We start from the raw sequence: 16235 nt of genomic DNA, 5'->3' as shown, positions 1-16235 counted from the left end.
CCGCGATCCAAATGTGGGAGCGGGCTTGCCCGCGATAGCGCCAGTACAGACAACGCAGACTGACTTAGTCTTCCAGTAGCTCTTCAGCCTGACCCAGGATGTTTTCCAGGGTGAAACCGAACTCTTCGAACAACGCTGGCGCCGGCGCCGACTCACCGTAGGTGGTCATGCCGATCACGCGGCCTTCCAGGCCCACGTACTTGTACCAGTAGTCGGCGTGAGCCGCTTCGATGGCGATACGCGCGCTGACCTGCAACGGCAGCACCGATTGCTTGTAGCCGGCGTCCTGGGCTTCGAACACGCTGGTGCACGGCATGGACACAACGCGCACGTTACGGCCTTGGGCAGTCAGCTTGTCGTACGCCTGAACGGTCAGGCCCACTTCGGAACCGGTGGAGATCAGGATCAGCTCCGGCTCGCCGATGCAGTCCTTGAGCACGTAGCCGCCACGGCTGATGTCGGCGATCTGCGCCTCGGTGCGCACCTGGTGTTGCAGGTTCTGACGGGAGAAGATCAGCGCCGAAGGGCCGTCCTTGCGCTCGATCGCGTGCTTCCAGGCCACGGCGGATTCCACCGCGTCGGCTGGGCGCCAGCAATCCAGGTTCGGCGTGGTGCGCAGGCTGGTCAGTTGCTCGACCGGCTGGTGCGTCGGGCCGTCTTCGCCGAGGCCGATGGAGTCGTGGGTGTAGACATGGATCACCCGCTTCTTCATCAGCGCGGCCATACGCACGGCGTTGCGCGCGTATTCCATGAACATCAGGAAGGTCGCGCCGTAAGGCACCAGGCCGCCGTGCAGGGACACGCCGTTCATGATGGCGCTCATGCCGAACTCGCGCACGCCGTAGTACATGTAGTTGCCGCTGGCGTCTTCGGCCGAGACACCTTTGCAGCCTTTCCACAGGGTCAGGTTGGAACCGGCCAGGTCGGCCGAACCGCCGAGGAACTCAGGCAGCAGCGGGCCAAAGGCGTTCAGGGTGTTCTGGCTGGCTTTACGGCTGGCGATGGTCTCGCCCTTGGCCGCGACTTCGGCGATGTAGGCCGAGGCTTTTTCCGAGAAATCGGCAGGCAGGTCACCGGCCAGGCGGCGTACCAGCTCATTGGCCAGCTCAGGGAATTCGGCGGAGTAGGCAGCGAAACGCTGGTCCCACTCGGCTTCGGTGGCCAGGCCTTTTTCCTTGGCATCCCATTCGGCGTAAATGTCGGCCGGGATTTCGAACGGGCCGTGGTTCCACTTCAGCGCTTCGCGGGTCAGGGCGATCTCAGCGTCACCCAGTGGGGCGCCGTGGCAGTCTTCCTTGCCTTGCTTGTTCGGCGAGCCGAAGCCGATGGTGGTCTTGCAGCAGATCAGGGTCGGCTGCGCGCTCTTGCGGGCGGTGTCGATGGCGGTCTTGATCTCTTCCGGATCGTGGCCGTCGACATTGCGGATTACCTGCCAGTTGTAGGCTTCGAAACGCTTGGGGGTGTCATCGGTGAACCAGCCTTCGACTTCGCCGTCGATGGAGATGCCGTTGTCATCGTAGAAGGCGATCAGCTTGCCCAGGCCCAGGGTACCGGCCAGGGACGCGACTTCGTGGGAAATGCCTTCCATCATGCAGCCATCACCCAGGAACACATAGGTGTGGTGATCGACGATGTCGTGGCCAGGGCGGTTGAACTGCGCGCCCAGGACTTTTTCAGCCAGCGCGAAGCCCACGGCATTGGCCAGGCCTTGACCCAGGGGACCGGTGGTGGTCTCGACGCCTGGGGTGTAGCCGAATTCCGGGTGACCCGGGGTGCGGCTGTGCAGCTGGCGGAAGCTCTTGAGGTCATCGATGGTGACGTCGTAGCCGGTCAGGTGCAGCAGCGAGTAGATCAGCATCGAGCCGTGGCCGTTGGACAGTACGAAGCGGTCACGGTCGGCGAACGACGGGTTGCTCGGGTTGTGCTTCAGGTAATCACGCCAAAGTACCTCGGCGATATCCGCCATGCCCATCGGGGCACCGGGATGGCCGCTGTTGGCTTTTTGCACGGCATCCATGCTGAGGGCACGAATGGCGTTGGCACGCTCACGACGGCTGGGCATCGCTGTTCTCCTGAGGATTTTGAAGAGTGAATGATTAAAAGAAACGGAAAAAAGGATCGGCATTTTCCCTCAGCCACCGCCTGCGGGCAATGACAGATAGTCACTTGCAGGTGTTTTTCCTGTGCTTTGGGCGGCAATCGCTTGCAGAAACCTTTAACCGCTTCGTCCAAAGGTTATAGCGGCGGCTTATAACCGCCACTTATCGATCAATATCAAAACTTTTTGATATTGACCTTGCGGGGATACTCACCCGTCACTAGACTGCTGGCCTTATGAACCTACCCGTGCCCACCCTGCGTCCTGACGACGGCGAAGAGCTGGCAGCCTTGTGCAAGGCCGCTGGCGACCCATTGCGTCTGAACGTATTGCGCGCACTGACCAACGACTCATTCGGCGTACTGGAACTGGCACAGATCTTCGCCATCGGCCAGTCGGGCATGAGCCACCATCTGAAGGTGCTGGCCCAGGCCGACCTGGTCGCCACCCGTCGCGAAGGCAATGCGATTTTCTACCGCCGCGCCCTGCCCCATACCGACCTGCTCGGCGGCAAGTTGCACGCTGCCTTGCTTGAAGAAGTGGACAGCCTGAGCCTGCCCCATGACGTGCAGTCACGCATCGGCCAGGTCCACGGGCAACGTGCTGCCGCGAGCCAGGACTTTTTCGCACGAGTTGCCGAGAAATTTCGCGCCCAGCAGGACTTGATCGCAGGTCTGGCCCAATACCGCGACAGCGTACTGGCGCTACTGGATAAGCTGAGCTTCAGTGAAGAAGCGACGGCGCTGGAAGTCGGGCCTGGAGATGGCGGCTTCCTGCCGGAACTGGCACGCCGCTTTCGGCAGGTCACTGCGCTGGACAACAGCCCGGCGATGCTCGAACTGGCACGCCAGCTCTGTGAGCGCGAGGCATTGGGCAATGTCAGCCTGCAGTTGGCTGACGCCCTGAGCAGCACAACGATCAAGGCCGATTGCGTGGTGCTGAACATGGTCTTGCACCATTTCGCCGCCCCCGCCGACGCTTTAAAGCAAATGGCCGGGTTGCTGCACCCCGGCGGTAGCCTGTTGGTTACGGATTTATGCAGCCACAACCAGAATTGGGCCAGGGAGGCCTGCGGTGATCTCTGGTTGGGTTTTGAACAGGACGATCTGGCCCGTTGGGCCACCGCTGCGGGACTCGTTCCCGGGGAAAGCCTCTATGTAGGTTTACGTAATGGTTTCCAGATCCAGGTCCGCCACTTTCAGCGACCGACTGGCGACACTCACCATCGGTAAATATCAGGAAAACATCGAGATGAGCGAATACTCCCTTTTCACCTCCGAGTCCGTGTCTGAAGGGCATCCGGACAAAATCGCCGACCAGATTTCTGATGCGGTGCTGGACGCCATCATCGCTGAAGACAAGTTCGCCCGTGTGGCGTGCGAGACCCTGGTGAAAACCGGTGTAGCGATCATCGCCGGCGAAGTGACCACTACCGCCTGGGTTGACCTGGAGCAGATCGTTCGTGACGTGATCACCAACATCGGCTACAACAGCTCCGACGTCGGTTTCGACGGCGCGACCTGTGGCGTGATGAACATCATCGGCAAGCAGTCGCCCGACATCAACCAGGGCGTCGACCGTGCCAAGCCGGAAGACCAGGGCGCCGGTGACCAGGGCCTGATGTTCGGCTACGCCAGCAACGAAACCGATGTGCTGATGCCGGCACCGATCACCTTCTCGCACCAGCTCGTGCAGCGTCAGGCTGAAGCGCGTAAATCCGGCGTGCTGCCTTGGCTGCGCCCGGACGCCAAGTCCCAGGTGACCTGCCGCTACGAAGGCGGCAAGGTGGTCGGCATTGACGCCGTCGTACTGTCGACCCAGCACAACCCGGACGTTTCCTACGCCGACCTGCGCGAAGGCGTGATGGAGCTGATCGTCAAGCACGTGCTGCCGGCCGAACTGCTGAGCAAGGACACCCAGTTCCACATCAACCCGACCGGCCAGTTCATCATTGGCGGCCCGGTAGGCGACTGCGGCCTGACCGGTCGCAAGATCATCGTCGACAGCTACGGCGGCATGGCCCGTCACGGCGGTGGCGCGTTCTCCGGTAAAGACCCATCCAAGGTTGACCGCTCGGCCGCCTACGCCGGTCGTTACGTGGCCAAGAACATCGTTGCTGCCGGCCTGGCCGAGCGTTGCGAGATTCAGGTGTCCTACGCCATCGGCGTGGCCCAGCCTACGTCGATCTCGCTGAATACCTTCGGCACCGGCAAGATCAGCGATGACAAGATCATCAAGCTGGTGCGCGAGATCTTCGACCTGCGCCCTTACGCGATCACCACCATGCTCGACCTGCTGCACCCGATGTACCAGGAAACCGCAGCCTACGGCCACTTCGGTCGTACCCCTGCGCAGAAGACCGTCGGCGACGACACCTTCACCACCTTCACCTGGGAAAAAACCGACCGCGCCAACGACCTGCGCACTGCCGCCGGCCTGTAATCGCCCACGGTACATAAAGCCTCGCCGGGTTTGCCCGGCGGGGCTTTTTATTGCCTGCGGGACCGCCTTCACATTTTTTGGATCCAAAGCTTGCAGGCACAATAATGGCCCTCTAGAATCCGCGCCCTCTCGGGCCTTCACCTTATTTGGATATTGCCCTGCGCCAGCCCGGGACTCATAAGTGCGCAGGCAATCGAACATTGAGGTTTTTCATGCGCATCTCCACGCTCGCCCCTGCCGCCCTTCTGCTCAGCCTGTTCGCCCTGCCGGCCCACGCCGCCGACCTGAGCGCATTGAGTGGCGCCCTGGGCTCCCAGCTGGGTGTCGGCAATTCCGGCGACTGCCAAAAGCAATCCGCAGACCTGCAAACCAAGATCGATGCGGCCGAAGCCAGCAAAGACAGCTTGAAAGTGAAGGCCTTCAAAGCGGCGCAAGACCAGATCAACAAAGGTTGTGACAAACTCGCCCAAGCCCAGGCCAAAGCCGACGCCAAGCAGGAAGCCAAGGCTGATAAGCCTGATGCCGTGAAAGCGCTGGGCGGCCTGTTCAAGTAAGCCGAAACACCCGGTAAAAAGCCCCGCAGCGTCGGGGCTTTTTTGTGGGTGAAGGGATCATTTAGGCTGGGCGCCCCTTCCGAGCAAGGATGCTCATGATGCGTTTACTGATTGTTCTGCTACTCAGCGCTCTACCCTTTTCGGCCTGGGCTGAAAACTGCCCCGATGAGGCCCGTGCCCAGGTCGACACCCTGGCCGAACAAATCCGCCTGTGGGACGACAGTTACCACCGCCTCGGCCAATCCCCCGTCAGTGATGAACTCTACGATCAGGCCCGCCAGCGTCTGGCCCACTGGCGCCAGTGCATGCCCACCCCCACGGCGCCTGATAACCCGCTGGCCAGTTCACGGGGCACCTTGCCTCACCCGATCGCCCATACCGGCCTCGAAAAGCGCCTGGATGAGCAAGCCGTGGGCGCCTGGCTGGGCACGCGCCGGGATGTATGGATCCAACCCAAGGTGGACGGCGTTGCGGTGACCCTGGTGTACCGCCAGGGTCGCTTGAAACAGCTGATCAGCCGTGGCGATGGCAAGCTGGGCCAGGACTGGTCGACCTCCGCGCGCAAGATCCCCGGCATTGTCCAGCAACTGCCGGAACCCATTGACCTGGTGCTGCAAGGCGAACTTTATTGGCGCCTCGACGAGCATGTGCAATCGACAACCGGTGGGCTCAACGCGCGCAGCAGGGTGGCCGGGCTGATGAATCGCCGACAGCTGAGCGACACCGACGCTGCCGGTATCGGCCTGTTTATCTGGGCCTGGCCCGAAGGCCCTGCGGCGTTTCCCGAGCGCCTGGCCACCCTGGCACGCTGGGGGTTCACCGACAGCCAGCGCTATAGCCAGCCCGTCCAGGACATCATCGAAGCAGCACATTGGCGCACCTATTGGTACAACCACCCCCTGCCTTTTGCCAGTGACGGCGTGGTGCTGCACCAGGCGCAGCGCGCACCCGCTGAACGCTGGCAGCCCAGTGCGCCTTACTGGGCTGTCGCCTGGAAGTACCCCGCCTCCCAGGCCCTGGCCCTGGTACGCCAGGTGCAGTTCAAGATCGGCCGCACCGGACGCATCACCCCGATTCTGGAACTGGAGCCGGTGCGCCTGGACGACCGCCTGATCAGCCGGGTCAGCGCCGGCTCGTTGAAGCGCTGGCAGGCCCTGGATATTCGCCCGGGCGACCAGGTGTCCGTCAGCCTGGCGGGCCAAGTGATCCCTCGACTGGACCAGGTGATCCTGCGCAATACCACCAGGGTCGAACTGCCAGTGCCCGACCCTCGGGACTTTCACGCCTTGAGTTGCTGGCAGCTGGAGCCCGGCTGCGAAGAACAGCTCCTCGCACGCCTTACCTGGCTGAGCGGCAACCAGGGCCTGGCATTACCGCACATAGGCCGCGAGACGTGGAACATATTGATCCAGGCCGGTCTAATCGCAGGCTTTCTCGATTGGTTAACCCTGGATACGGCAGAGCTTGCTAACATTGATGGCTTTGGTGAGCGCAGCCGCGCACGACTGCTCGAAGGCCTCCACAGCGCTCGGCAACGCCCCTTCGCACAATGGCTCAAGGCCTTGGGTGTGCCGCCTGCGGCACGTAACAACCTGGAAGGTGACTGGCAGACGCTGGTCGCCAGAGACACCCAGGCCTGGCTGGCCATCGATGGCATCGGCCCGGGCCGCGCGGCGCAACTGAGCGCTTTTTTTCGCGACCCACACGTACAGACATTGGCTGAAACATTACGCGTGGCCGGAATAGACGGGTTTTGAACCCGTCCCAGCCACCTTTGAATCACAGCAGAATTCACCCTGCTATTTGCACACCTGGAGCTCCACATGAAATTCCTCGCCCCTTTTGCCCTGCTGACCGTCGCAAGCTTCATGGCCACGCCACTGCTGGCCGCCGAAGAAGCCACCCCACTCACCGGCTGTGCCGCCAAACGCCAGGCCATCAGCACCCAGCTCGAACAGGCCAAGGCCCACGGCAACAGCGACCAGCAAGCCGGCCTGGAAAAAGCCCTGAGCGAAGTCACCGCCAACTGCACGGATGCCGCCTTGAGGAAGGAGCGCGAAAACAAGGTACTCGACGCCAAGCACGAGGTCAGCCGCCGTCAGGCCGACCTCGACAAGGCGATGAAAAAAGGCGACGCGGACAAGATCAACAAGCGTAAGGACAAACTCGCCGAGTCACGCAAGGAACTGCAGGACGCCGTGGAAGAACTCGACCAGTAAAACCGGTCAGTGGTCGCGAAATTGTTTATGGCAGGCACTGCAGGCATCTTCGACTTTCTGTACGGCAGGCGTAAGGTTGCTGGCCTTGTAGGGCTGCACCTGGCTGGCGATCACCAGCTCACCGGTGGCCGCTTCCAGGTCGCGTGCCAGTTGCTGGAACTGCGCCTGTTTTTGCCACACGTCGTCCTTGGCGCTGGTGTGATCCTCTTCGCGTACGCTCGGAAAATGTTTCCACGGTTCATGGGACAGCGCATCGAGCTTGACCGCGCCTTCGGCGAATTTCGCGCCATCGAAGGCAATGCGCCCGCGCAGCATGCCGCCCAGGTCTTCAGAGGTCTTGAGCATCTGCTTGAAGATCGCCTTGCGCTGGCCCAGGGGCGAATTCGGATCGACGCCGCCGCAGGCGGACAGTGTCAGGCAGGCCAACAGCACAAGCGTCACTTTTTTAAAAGTCATGGCGGCTCAGGGTCACGGGAAACGGCGGCCAGTATCCTCGCCCTGCTCGTAAAGACCAATAGCCCTATTAATAATAAGGGTTGTCCACAGGCGCTGCGGCGCGGGCAATCGCTTCAGGAACTGTTTGTATGAATCTCACACTGAAACACTGGAGCCGCCGGCTGGCATGGGCTCTGCCGATGTTTGCGCTGCTGGCAGGCTGCGACGCGGGCAAAGACGCCGGCAAAGATGAAACAATTAAACCCCACGCCGTGGCCACCTACGTGAATGCCCCTTGGGAGGCCTTGCCGAGCGTGTCCGACGCCGACCTACTGGCCGGTTTTGAATCCTGGCGCAGCGCCTGCCAGCGCCTCAAGGCAGACCCGGTATGGGGCGCGACCTGTGCCGCAGCAGCCAGCGTGCCCGGCAATGCCGTGGCGGTGCGCGGTTTTCTCAAGGAGCGCCTGGATGTGTTCGGCCTGCGTTCGGCTGACAACACCCCCAACGGCTTGATCACCGGCTACTACGAACCGGTCTACCCCGGCAGCCTGACCAAGACCGCCGCCGCTCACGTACCCGTGTATGGCGTACCGGATGACCTGATCATCGTCAATCTGGAAAGCATCTACCCGGAGCTCAAGGGCAAGCGCCTGCGCGGCCGCCTCGAAGGCCGCGTACTCAAGCCCTATGACGATGCCAGCGCCATCAACGGCCAAGGCTCCACCGCCAAGCCAATTGCCTGGCTGACCAATCCAATGGACCTGCAATTCCTGCAGATCCAGGGCTCGGGGCGCATTCAACTCAAGGACGGACGCCAACTGCGCGTCGGTTACGGCGACCAGAACGGCTACCCGTATCGCCCTATCGGCCGTTGGCTGGTGGAGCAAGGCGAGCTGAAGAAAGAAGACGTGACCATGGGTGCCATCAGCGCTTGGGCCAAGGCGCACCCGGAGCGCATCCCGGAACTGCTGGCCAGCAACCCCAGCTACGTATTCTTCAGCGCTCGCCCCGACAGTAATGAAGGCCCGCGCGGTTCGCTGAATGTGCCGTTGACCGCTGGCTACAGCGTAGCAGTGGATCGCAAGGTAATTCCGTTGGGCAGCCTGTTGTGGCTGTCGACTACCAAGCCCGACGGCTCGCCATTGGCACGCCCGGTCGCCGCGCAGGACACCGGCGGTGCAATCACCGGAGAAGTGCGCGCGGATTTGTTCTGGGGCACGGGTGATGCTGCCGGAGAGCTGGCGGGAAATATGAAGCAGCAAGGACAGATCTGGATGCTGTGGCCCAAGGGCGCGGCGTTGCCGCAGGTGCCGGATGCACCCACCGGAACCTGACACTCGCCGAAAACACACCGTAGGAGCGAGCTTGCTCGCGAAAAACGTCAACGATAATGCAGCACTTTCTGGCAGCCCGCGTCGTCTGTTCGTTCTTCGCGAGCAAGCTCGCTCCTACAGAAACCGGTTCAGATCGACACGAAGAAGAAGCTCGCAATCAATGCCATGCCCACCGCCCACACCAGTGAGCGCAATATCGCCCAGTCGGCCAGGTAGCAAATGATGTACAGCAGGCGGCTGGTGATAAACAGCACAGCCAGCACATTGATGGTCACCAGTTCGGCCGTGCCGGCCAGGTGGGCGATAATCACCGCGGCGGCAAAGGCGGGGGTGACTTCAAAGCTGTTGAGCTGCGCACTGTGGGCGCGCTTGGCAAACCCTTCAAGGGTATCCAGGAAAGCACGCGGGTCGTGGTTCTGCCGCGGCCCGAACTTGCCGCCACTGAACTTGGCCACGCCCGTGCACAGGTAAGGCAGGAAAATCGCGATCAACACACACCAGAAAGCAGCCGTCATCACTCAGTCCTTTTGTCGTTTTATGCAGCGATTAGAGTTCTAGCACTAAAAACCCAATGTCGCACCTAACCGCTATGAGCCGCGCGACACCGAAAGGTTCTACCGCACTTTCACCCAAGACCTTGCAACCTCATGCCGCCACTGCGGTCCATCCCCCATTAACAACCCACCCCCACCTTCCAAGGACCCCGGATGCTTGAACTTGTCGCCGCCTTTATTTGCCTCACAACCCTGCTCACCTATGTGAACTTCCGCTTTATCGGCCTGCCGCCCACCATCGGCGTGATGGTCACGGCCCTGCTGTTCTCCCTGATCCTGCAAGGCCTGAGCGTGCTCGGCTACCCAGGCCTGGAGGTACGCATCCAGCAACTGATCGGCCAGATCGACTTCGGCGACCTGCTGATGAACTGGATGTTGTCGTTCCTGCTGTTCGCCGGCGCCTTGCACGTCAACTTGAACGACCTGCGCAGCTACCGCTGGCCCATAGGCCTGCTGGCCACCTTCGGCGTGTTGATCGCCACTGTGGTGATCGGCAGCCTGGCGTATTACATCTTCGCCCTGTTTGGCTGGCACGTGAGTTTCCTTTACTGCCTGTTGTTCGGCGCACTGATCTCGCCCACCGACCCCATTGCGGTACTGGGCGTGCTGCGAACCGCCAATGCGTCGAAACCGCTGAAGACCACGATTGTGGGTGAGAGCCTGTTCAACGACGGCACGGCGGTGGTGGTGTTTACCGTATTGCTGGGTATCGCGCAGCTGGGCGAGACGCCAACCGTGGGCGCCACGGCCATGCTGTTCGCCCATGAGGCAGTGGGTGGCGTGGTCTTCGGCGGGCTGATCGGCTACCTGGTGTACCTGATGATCAAGAGCATCGAACAGCACCAGATCGAAGTGATGCTGACCCTCGCCCTGGTCATCGGCGGCTCGGCGATGGCCACCGAACTGCACGTCTCCGCACCGATCGCGATGGTGGTGGCCGGGCTGATCATCGGCAACCTGGGACGCAAGCTGGCGATGAACGACATGACCCGGCGCTACCTGGACGGCTTCTGGGAATTGCTGGACGACATGCTCAACGCGCTGCTGTTTGCGCTGATCGGCATGGAGCTGCTGCTGTTGCCGTTCAACTGGCTGCACGTGTTCGCAGCCAGTTTGCTGGCGGTGGCGATCCTGCTGTCGCGCCTGCTGACCGTAGCCCCGGCGATCCTGTTGCTGCGGCGCTGGCGCACGGTGCCACGCGGCACCATCCGTATCCTGACCTGGGGCGGCCTGCGCGGCGGGGTTTCGGTGGCACTGGCGCTGGCCCTGCCACTGGGCCCGGAGCGCGATCTGCTGCTGAGCATCACCTACATCGTGGTGTTGTCGTCGATCCTGTTGCAGGGGCTGAGCATCGGCAAGCTGGTCAAGCGCGTGACCCAGGGCGAACCCCAGGCCACACCTGACGTTCACTGATCCTTGTTGATCCGCTGCGGATGCCTCGGGTCCGCAGCGTGCTTGCCCGGCAAGCTACTCTCGCTGCGAATCTGCGCATGGCTGATCAACGCAAAGATAAAGCTGCCACCGATGATATTGCCGGCCAGGGTTGGGCCGGCAAACACCAGCCAGAAATCCTTCCAGGGCAACTCACCGGCAAACACCAGGTATGAGACTTCCGCCGACCCCACCACGATATGGGTGAAATCCCCCAGGGCCATCAGGTAGGTGATCAGAATGATGATCCACATCTTGGCGCTTTCCATCGAAGGGATCATCCACACCATGGTGGCGATCATCCAGCCGGAGACGATGCCCTTGGCGAACATCTGGCCGGCGTCGTTTTCCATGATCTTGCGCCCGATTTCCAGGAAGGCCATGTCGGTCTTGGTGTCGAAGATCGGCAGGTGCAGCATCACATAGGCCACCAACAGCGTGCCGCACAGGTTGCCCACCAGTACCACGCTCCAGAGCCTGATCAGCCGCCCGGCATTGGCCAGTGTAGGTTTGCTCATCACCGGCAACACGGCGGTCAGGGTGTTTTCGGTGAACAGTTGCTGGCGCGCCAGGATCACCGCCAGGAAGCCTGCGCAGTAGCCGAAGCTGGCGATCACCTTGAACGCTTCGCCGTCCGGCAGGCGTGAATTGAGCAGCCCCATGGCCATCAGCGACAGGCCCATGGTCAAGCCTGCGGCCAGGGCCGACCACCACAAGGCGGCGACACTGCGCTCCAACTCCTGGTCGCCCTGGGTACGGATGATTTCGTGGAGCACCGCAGCACGGGGTGGCTGGTTCTTGTCCACGTCCTGTTGCTCTTCCTGCGACAGGTTGGGGGTCTTGCCGTCTTCGTTGGTGGCCATGATGTTCCAGAGTCCGAGGGGTGCCTGTAGCTACGACAGGCTGGCGCGGTAGCTGTTCAGTGGCCAGACAACTAAACCGGCATGCGCCAAGCCTTGGCCATCTCCACAGTGGTGGAACTGGAAGGCGTGCCCCAGGGTTTGTTGCGCGCCTGGTAATTTTCGCTGAGGTCATCAAGCACACGGTTGAACGCGAGTGGCGTAGTGGCCTTGGCCAAGTCTCGGGCTGCGCGCTGTAACAGTTCAACATTGGACGCCGGCTGGCCTGGTCGGAACAACGAGGGGTAGATGACCTCCCGCGTAAAGCTCTCGGCACGTACCGCAATATCGCGCCGTTTCATTTCGGCAACGGCGCAGGTCATGACTTTGGAAGAGGTGTCGCCCTGCTTGGCAGCCATTTGCAGCAACGCCTGGAAATTGTGTTGGCCAGTATCATTCAAGCGCCGTCCCAACCATTCGGTTTTCTCGGGACTGCGGGCAAGTGCATCCAGATTACGAACTGCCGACGACAACTTCGGTGTGAACAGCAAGCTATCATGGGAGTTATCGACCTCATTAATCGCACGGTCCAGGGCGTGCAGCACCTGCTTCGCTTCTTCTCGAAACATCAGCACGCTGGCTGCGGCCGTGTCTTTCTGCAACGCCGGCTGCACACTGGCCAGTGTTTTATCATCCATCGCAAGCACCGCTTCATCCAGCGTACCGAACGAGTGAGACTCACGCGTCGCGGCACGACGCTGCAGATGCCCCTCCACCGCCTCACGCGCCTTTTCCTGCAGGTGCTGCTTGTACTCATCCTTCATGGTGAAGTTGACCGTACCGCTGAGCAGGCCGCGAAAATCGCCTTTTTCGGTATTCAGTGGCAACGCCAGCGTCTGCTCGGCAAATGCTTCGAGCCTTTTATCCTGGTAAGCCTCGGCGGCCGAGTGGGGTGTTCCTGTGATGCAGTCGGCCAGGCTGCTGATAAAACCGCCACTTTGGGCTGGTGCCCCGACGGCGTCCGACTCGAACTTGATGATCAGCGACTCAGACTTGCTCAGGGGGCTCTCGGGAAACAATCGGTCCACCACGCCTGGCGCTGGTGTATTGAGCAACAGGCCACCGTCCTGAAAGGCCGTGGTTTCAGATGCCATCTGGAAGGCATGCCCTTGTTCCACAGGGCTTTTGAACAGGACGGGCAACGAACCCGAAATACGCGCGGCGCGGGCGATATCCATGTCCGGAGTCAAACTGCTGTTGAACACTACCAACTGTGGGCGCCCACCAAACATGCCAGTCCCCGTGATATTGAGTTGCTTGACCGCTGGAATAGTGCGGCTTAACACCTCAAGGTCGGCAAACGTGGGCGCGCCACCGGCACTGAGCTTGTCAGCAATGCGCATGACTTCGGCGGGCCGGGTTTCTCTGGGAGAGTCGGCAATATGACCAAGAAGCGCCTTGCGCGACTCGTCGCGGATCATGTCCTCCAGCGGAACGGCAGCGGTTTTCAGACGCGGCAGCAGGGTCACCAGCAACTGGGAAATGTTGCCGACCAGGCCCGGCAAGCGCCCCACATGCTTGCCAAGCGTCGAACTGGCTTCCTGCAACCAGGCCGTCACAGAGTCTTTGCTGTTCAGCAGACTGGGCAGATTGATGGTGTCCGACAGCCCATCGAATGCTGCCGCCCCCATGCCACTGGCAATCAAGGCTGCAGAAATCGCGCCGGCAGAGGAACCGGAGATCTCTCGAATGCCTTCCAATTGCCGTGCGTCTTCCAGTGCCTGCACACCTCCCGAGAAGGCGACGCCCTTGGCGCCACCACCACTGAGCACCAAATGCGTGATGGGCGGCGGCGATAACACCACCTCCACCCGCCCTTGAGGATCGCGAAGGAGGGTCAGATTGCGATCGCCGCCACTGTCCACCAACAACGTCTTCGCCGTGTGATCGGCGCTGGCGTTGTCATCTCCATGCAAAGGCGTCTGAACAGGGGTGACCGGATTGAGCACTTTCATGAGCCGACTCTCTCTGCAGGGGTGTAATCCTGAGTGATGAGAGAGCCTGGGAAAGATCCAGCCGGAACAACCCGGCAACAGAATCAAACGGGTGACATGTAGTTACTCGCGGATGCCATCGTCCTGGAACTGGTCCTTGACGTACTTGATCTCGGTGCGTCCATGAGGGGCGGGCAAACCGTCCTCGCCCAGGTTGACGAAGACCATTTTTTCCACGGTGAGAATGCTTTTGCGGGTGATCTTGTTGCGCACTTCACAGGTGAGGGTGATGGAGGTGCGGCCAAACTCGGTGGCAGTGATCCCGAGTTCGATGATGTCGCCCTGGCGCGAGGCGCTGACAAAGTTGATTTCGGAGATGTACTTGGTCACCACGCGCTGATTGCCCAATTGGACGATGGCGTAGATGGCCGCTTCTTCGTCTATCCAGCGCAGCAGGCTGCCGCCGAACAGGGTGCCGTTGGGGTTGAGGTCTTCGGGTTTTACCCATTTGCGGGTGTGGAAGTTCATGGTCACTCCAAAGCGTCTTGCCGAATGATGGGCAACATCATGGCAGAGCCTGCCCCCAAGCTCTATGCGCCATTGCCTATCAACCTCATGTGCGATCTTCATATGACCGACAGAAAGGCTTGGGAAGTGCCGCGTACGCGGCTATAATCGCACCGCTTCAAAACGGTCATCTTCAGTTGATACCGTTTCTCCCGCCACCTGTCCGAGGGGCGCTGCAGCAGGTTCAACCTGTCAGGCTCGGATGGGGCGTTGTCCGGCCTGGTTGCCCTGGCCTGATACTAAACGCACAACGGCGCCCATTCGCACACTACGAATGGAGGCTCTTCATGAGCGCTGTAATTACGCCTGCAGATTTCAACGACTACAAAGTCGCCGACATGTCCCTCGCCGCCTGGGGCCGTCGCGAAACCTTTATCGCCGAATCCGAAATGCCAGCCCTGATGGGCCTGCGTCGCAAGTATGCCGCCGAGCAACCGCTCAAGGGCGCGAAGATCCTCGGCTGCATCCACATGACCATCCAGACCGCCGTGCTGATCGAAACCCTGGTTGCCCTGGGTGCCGAAGTGCGTTGGTCGTCCTGCAACATCTTCTCGACGCAAGACCAGGCCGCTGCCGCCATCGCCGCCGCCGGTATCCCGGTATTCGCCTGGAAAGGCGAGACCGAAGAAGAGTACGAGTGGTGCCTGGAGCAAACCATCCTGAAGGATGGCGCGCCTTGGGATGCCAACATGATCCTCGACGACGGCGGCGACCTGACCGAGCTGCTGCACAAGAAGTACCCGCAGATCCTCGACCGCGTCCACGGCGTGACCGAAGAAACCACCACCGGCGTGCACCGCCTGCTGGACATGCTGGCCAAGGGCGAGCTGAAAATCCCGGCCATCAACGTCAACGACTCGGTGACCAAGAGCAAGAACGACAACAAGTACGGCTGCCGTCACAGCCTGAACGATGCCATCAAGCGCGGCACCGACCACCTGCTGTCGGGCAAGCAAGCCCTGGTGATCGGCTACGGTGACGTGGGCAAGGGTTCGTCCCAATCCCTGCGCCAGGAAGGCATGATCGTTAAAGTCTCCGAAGTCGACCCGATCTGCGCCATGCAAGCCTGCATGGACGGTTTCGAAGTGGTGTCGCCGTTCCTCGACGGCGTCAATGACGGCACCGAAGCCAGCATCGACAAGGCCCTGCTGGGCAAGATCGACCTGATCGTGACCACCACCGGTAACGTCAACGTCTGCGATGCCAACATGCTCAAGGCCCTGAAGAAGCGCGCCGTGGTGTGCAACATCGGTCACTTCGACAACGAGATCGACACCGCTTTCATGCGCAAGAACTGGGCATGGGAAGAAGTGAAGCCGCAGGTACACAAGGTTCACCGTACCGGCGCTGGCGATTTCGACCCACAGAACGACGACTACCTGATCCTGCTGGCTGAAGGCCGCCTGGTTAACCTGGGCAACGCCACCGGCCACCCAAGCCGCATCATGGACGGCTCGTTCGCCAACCAGGTACTGGCCCAGATCTTCCTGTTCGGCCAGAAATACGCCGACCTGTCGCCAGCCCAGAAAGCCGAGCGCCTGACCGTGGAAGTACTGCCGAAGAAACTCGACGAAGAAGTGGCCCTGGAAATGGTCCGCGGCTTCGGCGGCGTGGTGACTCAGCTGACCAAGACCCAGGCCGACTACATCGGCGTGACCGTCGAAGGTCCGTTCAAGCCGCACGCTTATCGCTACTAAGTAATCAGCCCAACCTGCTCTACCTGTAGGAGCGAGCTTGCTCGCGAAAAACTCAAGGACACCGCGTACAT

At 61.1% G+C, this 16235-nt stretch carries 14 protein-coding genes and 1 riboswitch; of the genes, 8 read left to right on the top strand and 6 right to left on the bottom strand.

The window, feature by feature from the left end; genetic code table 11:
- Positions 1–64: 64 nt before the first annotated feature.
- On the bottom strand, positions 65–2062 hold the full coding sequence (tkt, locus tag BB029_RS02755) for a transketolase (RefSeq protein WP_065938158.1): 1998 nt from the start codon (positions 2060–2062) through the stop codon (positions 65–67).
- A 272-nt stretch (positions 2063–2334) separates the two neighbouring features.
- Here tkt and BB029_RS02750 point away from each other — a divergent pair, with 272 nt between their 5' ends.
- The 5 genes from BB029_RS02750 (at position 2335) to BB029_RS02730 (ending at position 7313) form a co-directional block, all read left to right on the top strand.
- Positions 2335–3330: a metalloregulator ArsR/SmtB family transcription factor gene (locus tag BB029_RS02750; RefSeq protein WP_065938157.1), complete on the top strand. Its 996-nt coding sequence runs from the start codon at positions 2335–2337 to the stop codon at positions 3328–3330.
- A 19-nt stretch (positions 3331–3349) separates the two neighbouring features.
- Positions 3350–4540 (top strand): methionine adenosyltransferase, encoded by a 1191-nt coding sequence (gene metK, locus BB029_RS02745; RefSeq protein ID WP_065938156.1) that lies wholly within the window; start codon positions 3350–3352, stop codon positions 4538–4540.
- A gap of 212 nt (positions 4541–4752) precedes the next feature.
- Entirely contained in the window at positions 4753–5094 is a 342-nt protein-coding gene (locus BB029_RS02740; RefSeq protein WP_065938155.1) for a hypothetical protein, read from the top strand.
- A gap of 95 nt (positions 5095–5189) precedes the next feature.
- Positions 5190–6851, top strand: a complete 1662-nt coding sequence (gene ligB / locus BB029_RS02735; protein WP_065938154.1) for an NAD-dependent DNA ligase LigB — start codon at positions 5190–5192, stop codon at positions 6849–6851.
- A 66-nt stretch (positions 6852–6917) separates the two neighbouring features.
- Positions 6918–7313 carry a DUF1090 domain-containing protein gene (locus BB029_RS02730; protein WP_027606045.1) on the top strand — a complete coding sequence of 132 codons (396 nt, stop codon included), beginning with the start codon at positions 6918–6920 and terminating at the stop codon, positions 7311–7313.
- A 6-nt stretch (positions 7314–7319) separates the two neighbouring features.
- Here BB029_RS02730 and BB029_RS02725 read toward each other — a convergent pair whose 3' ends face one another.
- On the bottom strand, positions 7320–7769 hold the full coding sequence (locus BB029_RS02725; RefSeq protein WP_065938153.1) for a cytochrome c: 450 nt from the start codon (positions 7767–7769) through the stop codon (positions 7320–7322).
- 128 nt (positions 7770–7897) lie between these two features.
- Between BB029_RS02725 and BB029_RS02720 the strand changes: the two genes are divergently transcribed.
- Positions 7898–9082, top strand: coding sequence for a murein transglycosylase A (locus BB029_RS02720; RefSeq protein ID WP_065938152.1), 1185 nt, complete (start codon positions 7898–7900; stop codon positions 9080–9082).
- A 128-nt stretch (positions 9083–9210) separates the two neighbouring features.
- Here the strand turns inward: BB029_RS02720 and BB029_RS02715 are convergent, their stop codons facing one another.
- Positions 9211–9597, bottom strand: a complete 387-nt coding sequence (locus tag BB029_RS02715; protein WP_065938151.1) for an MAPEG family protein — start codon at positions 9595–9597, stop codon at positions 9211–9213.
- A gap of 192 nt (positions 9598–9789) precedes the next feature.
- On the opposite strand from BB029_RS02715, the gene BB029_RS02710 reads away from it, so the two are divergent.
- Positions 9790–11049, top strand: coding sequence for a sodium:proton antiporter (locus tag BB029_RS02710; protein ID WP_065938150.1), 1260 nt, complete (start codon positions 9790–9792; stop codon positions 11047–11049).
- Here the strand turns inward: BB029_RS02710 and BB029_RS02705 are convergent.
- The 3 genes from BB029_RS02705 to BB029_RS02695 form a co-directional block, all read right to left on the bottom strand.
- Entirely contained in the window at positions 11043–11930 is an 888-nt protein-coding gene (locus BB029_RS02705) for a formate/nitrite transporter family protein (RefSeq protein ID WP_065938149.1), read from the bottom strand. The genes BB029_RS02710 and BB029_RS02705 overlap by 7 nt on opposite strands.
- A 71-nt stretch (positions 11931–12001) precedes the next feature.
- Positions 12002–13921 (bottom strand): patatin-like phospholipase family protein, encoded by a 1920-nt coding sequence (locus BB029_RS02700; protein WP_083236325.1) that lies wholly within the window; start codon positions 13919–13921, stop codon positions 12002–12004.
- A gap of 102 nt (positions 13922–14023) precedes the next feature.
- Positions 14024–14428: an acyl-CoA thioesterase gene (locus BB029_RS02695; protein ID WP_065938148.1), complete on the bottom strand. Its 405-nt coding sequence runs from the start codon at positions 14426–14428 to the stop codon at positions 14024–14026.
- A gap of 198 nt (positions 14429–14626) precedes the next feature.
- Positions 14627–14733, top strand: a riboswitch (S-adenosyl-L-homocysteine riboswitch).
- Between the two features lie 21 nt (positions 14734–14754).
- Here BB029_RS02695 and ahcY point away from each other — a divergent pair.
- Positions 14755–16164: an adenosylhomocysteinase gene (ahcY, locus tag BB029_RS02690; RefSeq protein ID WP_065938147.1), complete on the top strand. Its 1410-nt coding sequence runs from the start codon at positions 14755–14757 to the stop codon at positions 16162–16164.
- Positions 16165–16235 lie beyond the last annotated feature (71 nt).

It is taken from the genome of Pseudomonas sp. S3E12 (assembly GCF_001702295.1).
Lineage (GTDB): Bacteria > Pseudomonadota > Gammaproteobacteria > Pseudomonadales > Pseudomonadaceae > Aquipseudomonas > Aquipseudomonas marginalis.
The sequence above is the reverse complement of the archived record's forward strand: the minus strand, read 5'-3'. Positions and strand labels throughout refer to the sequence as shown.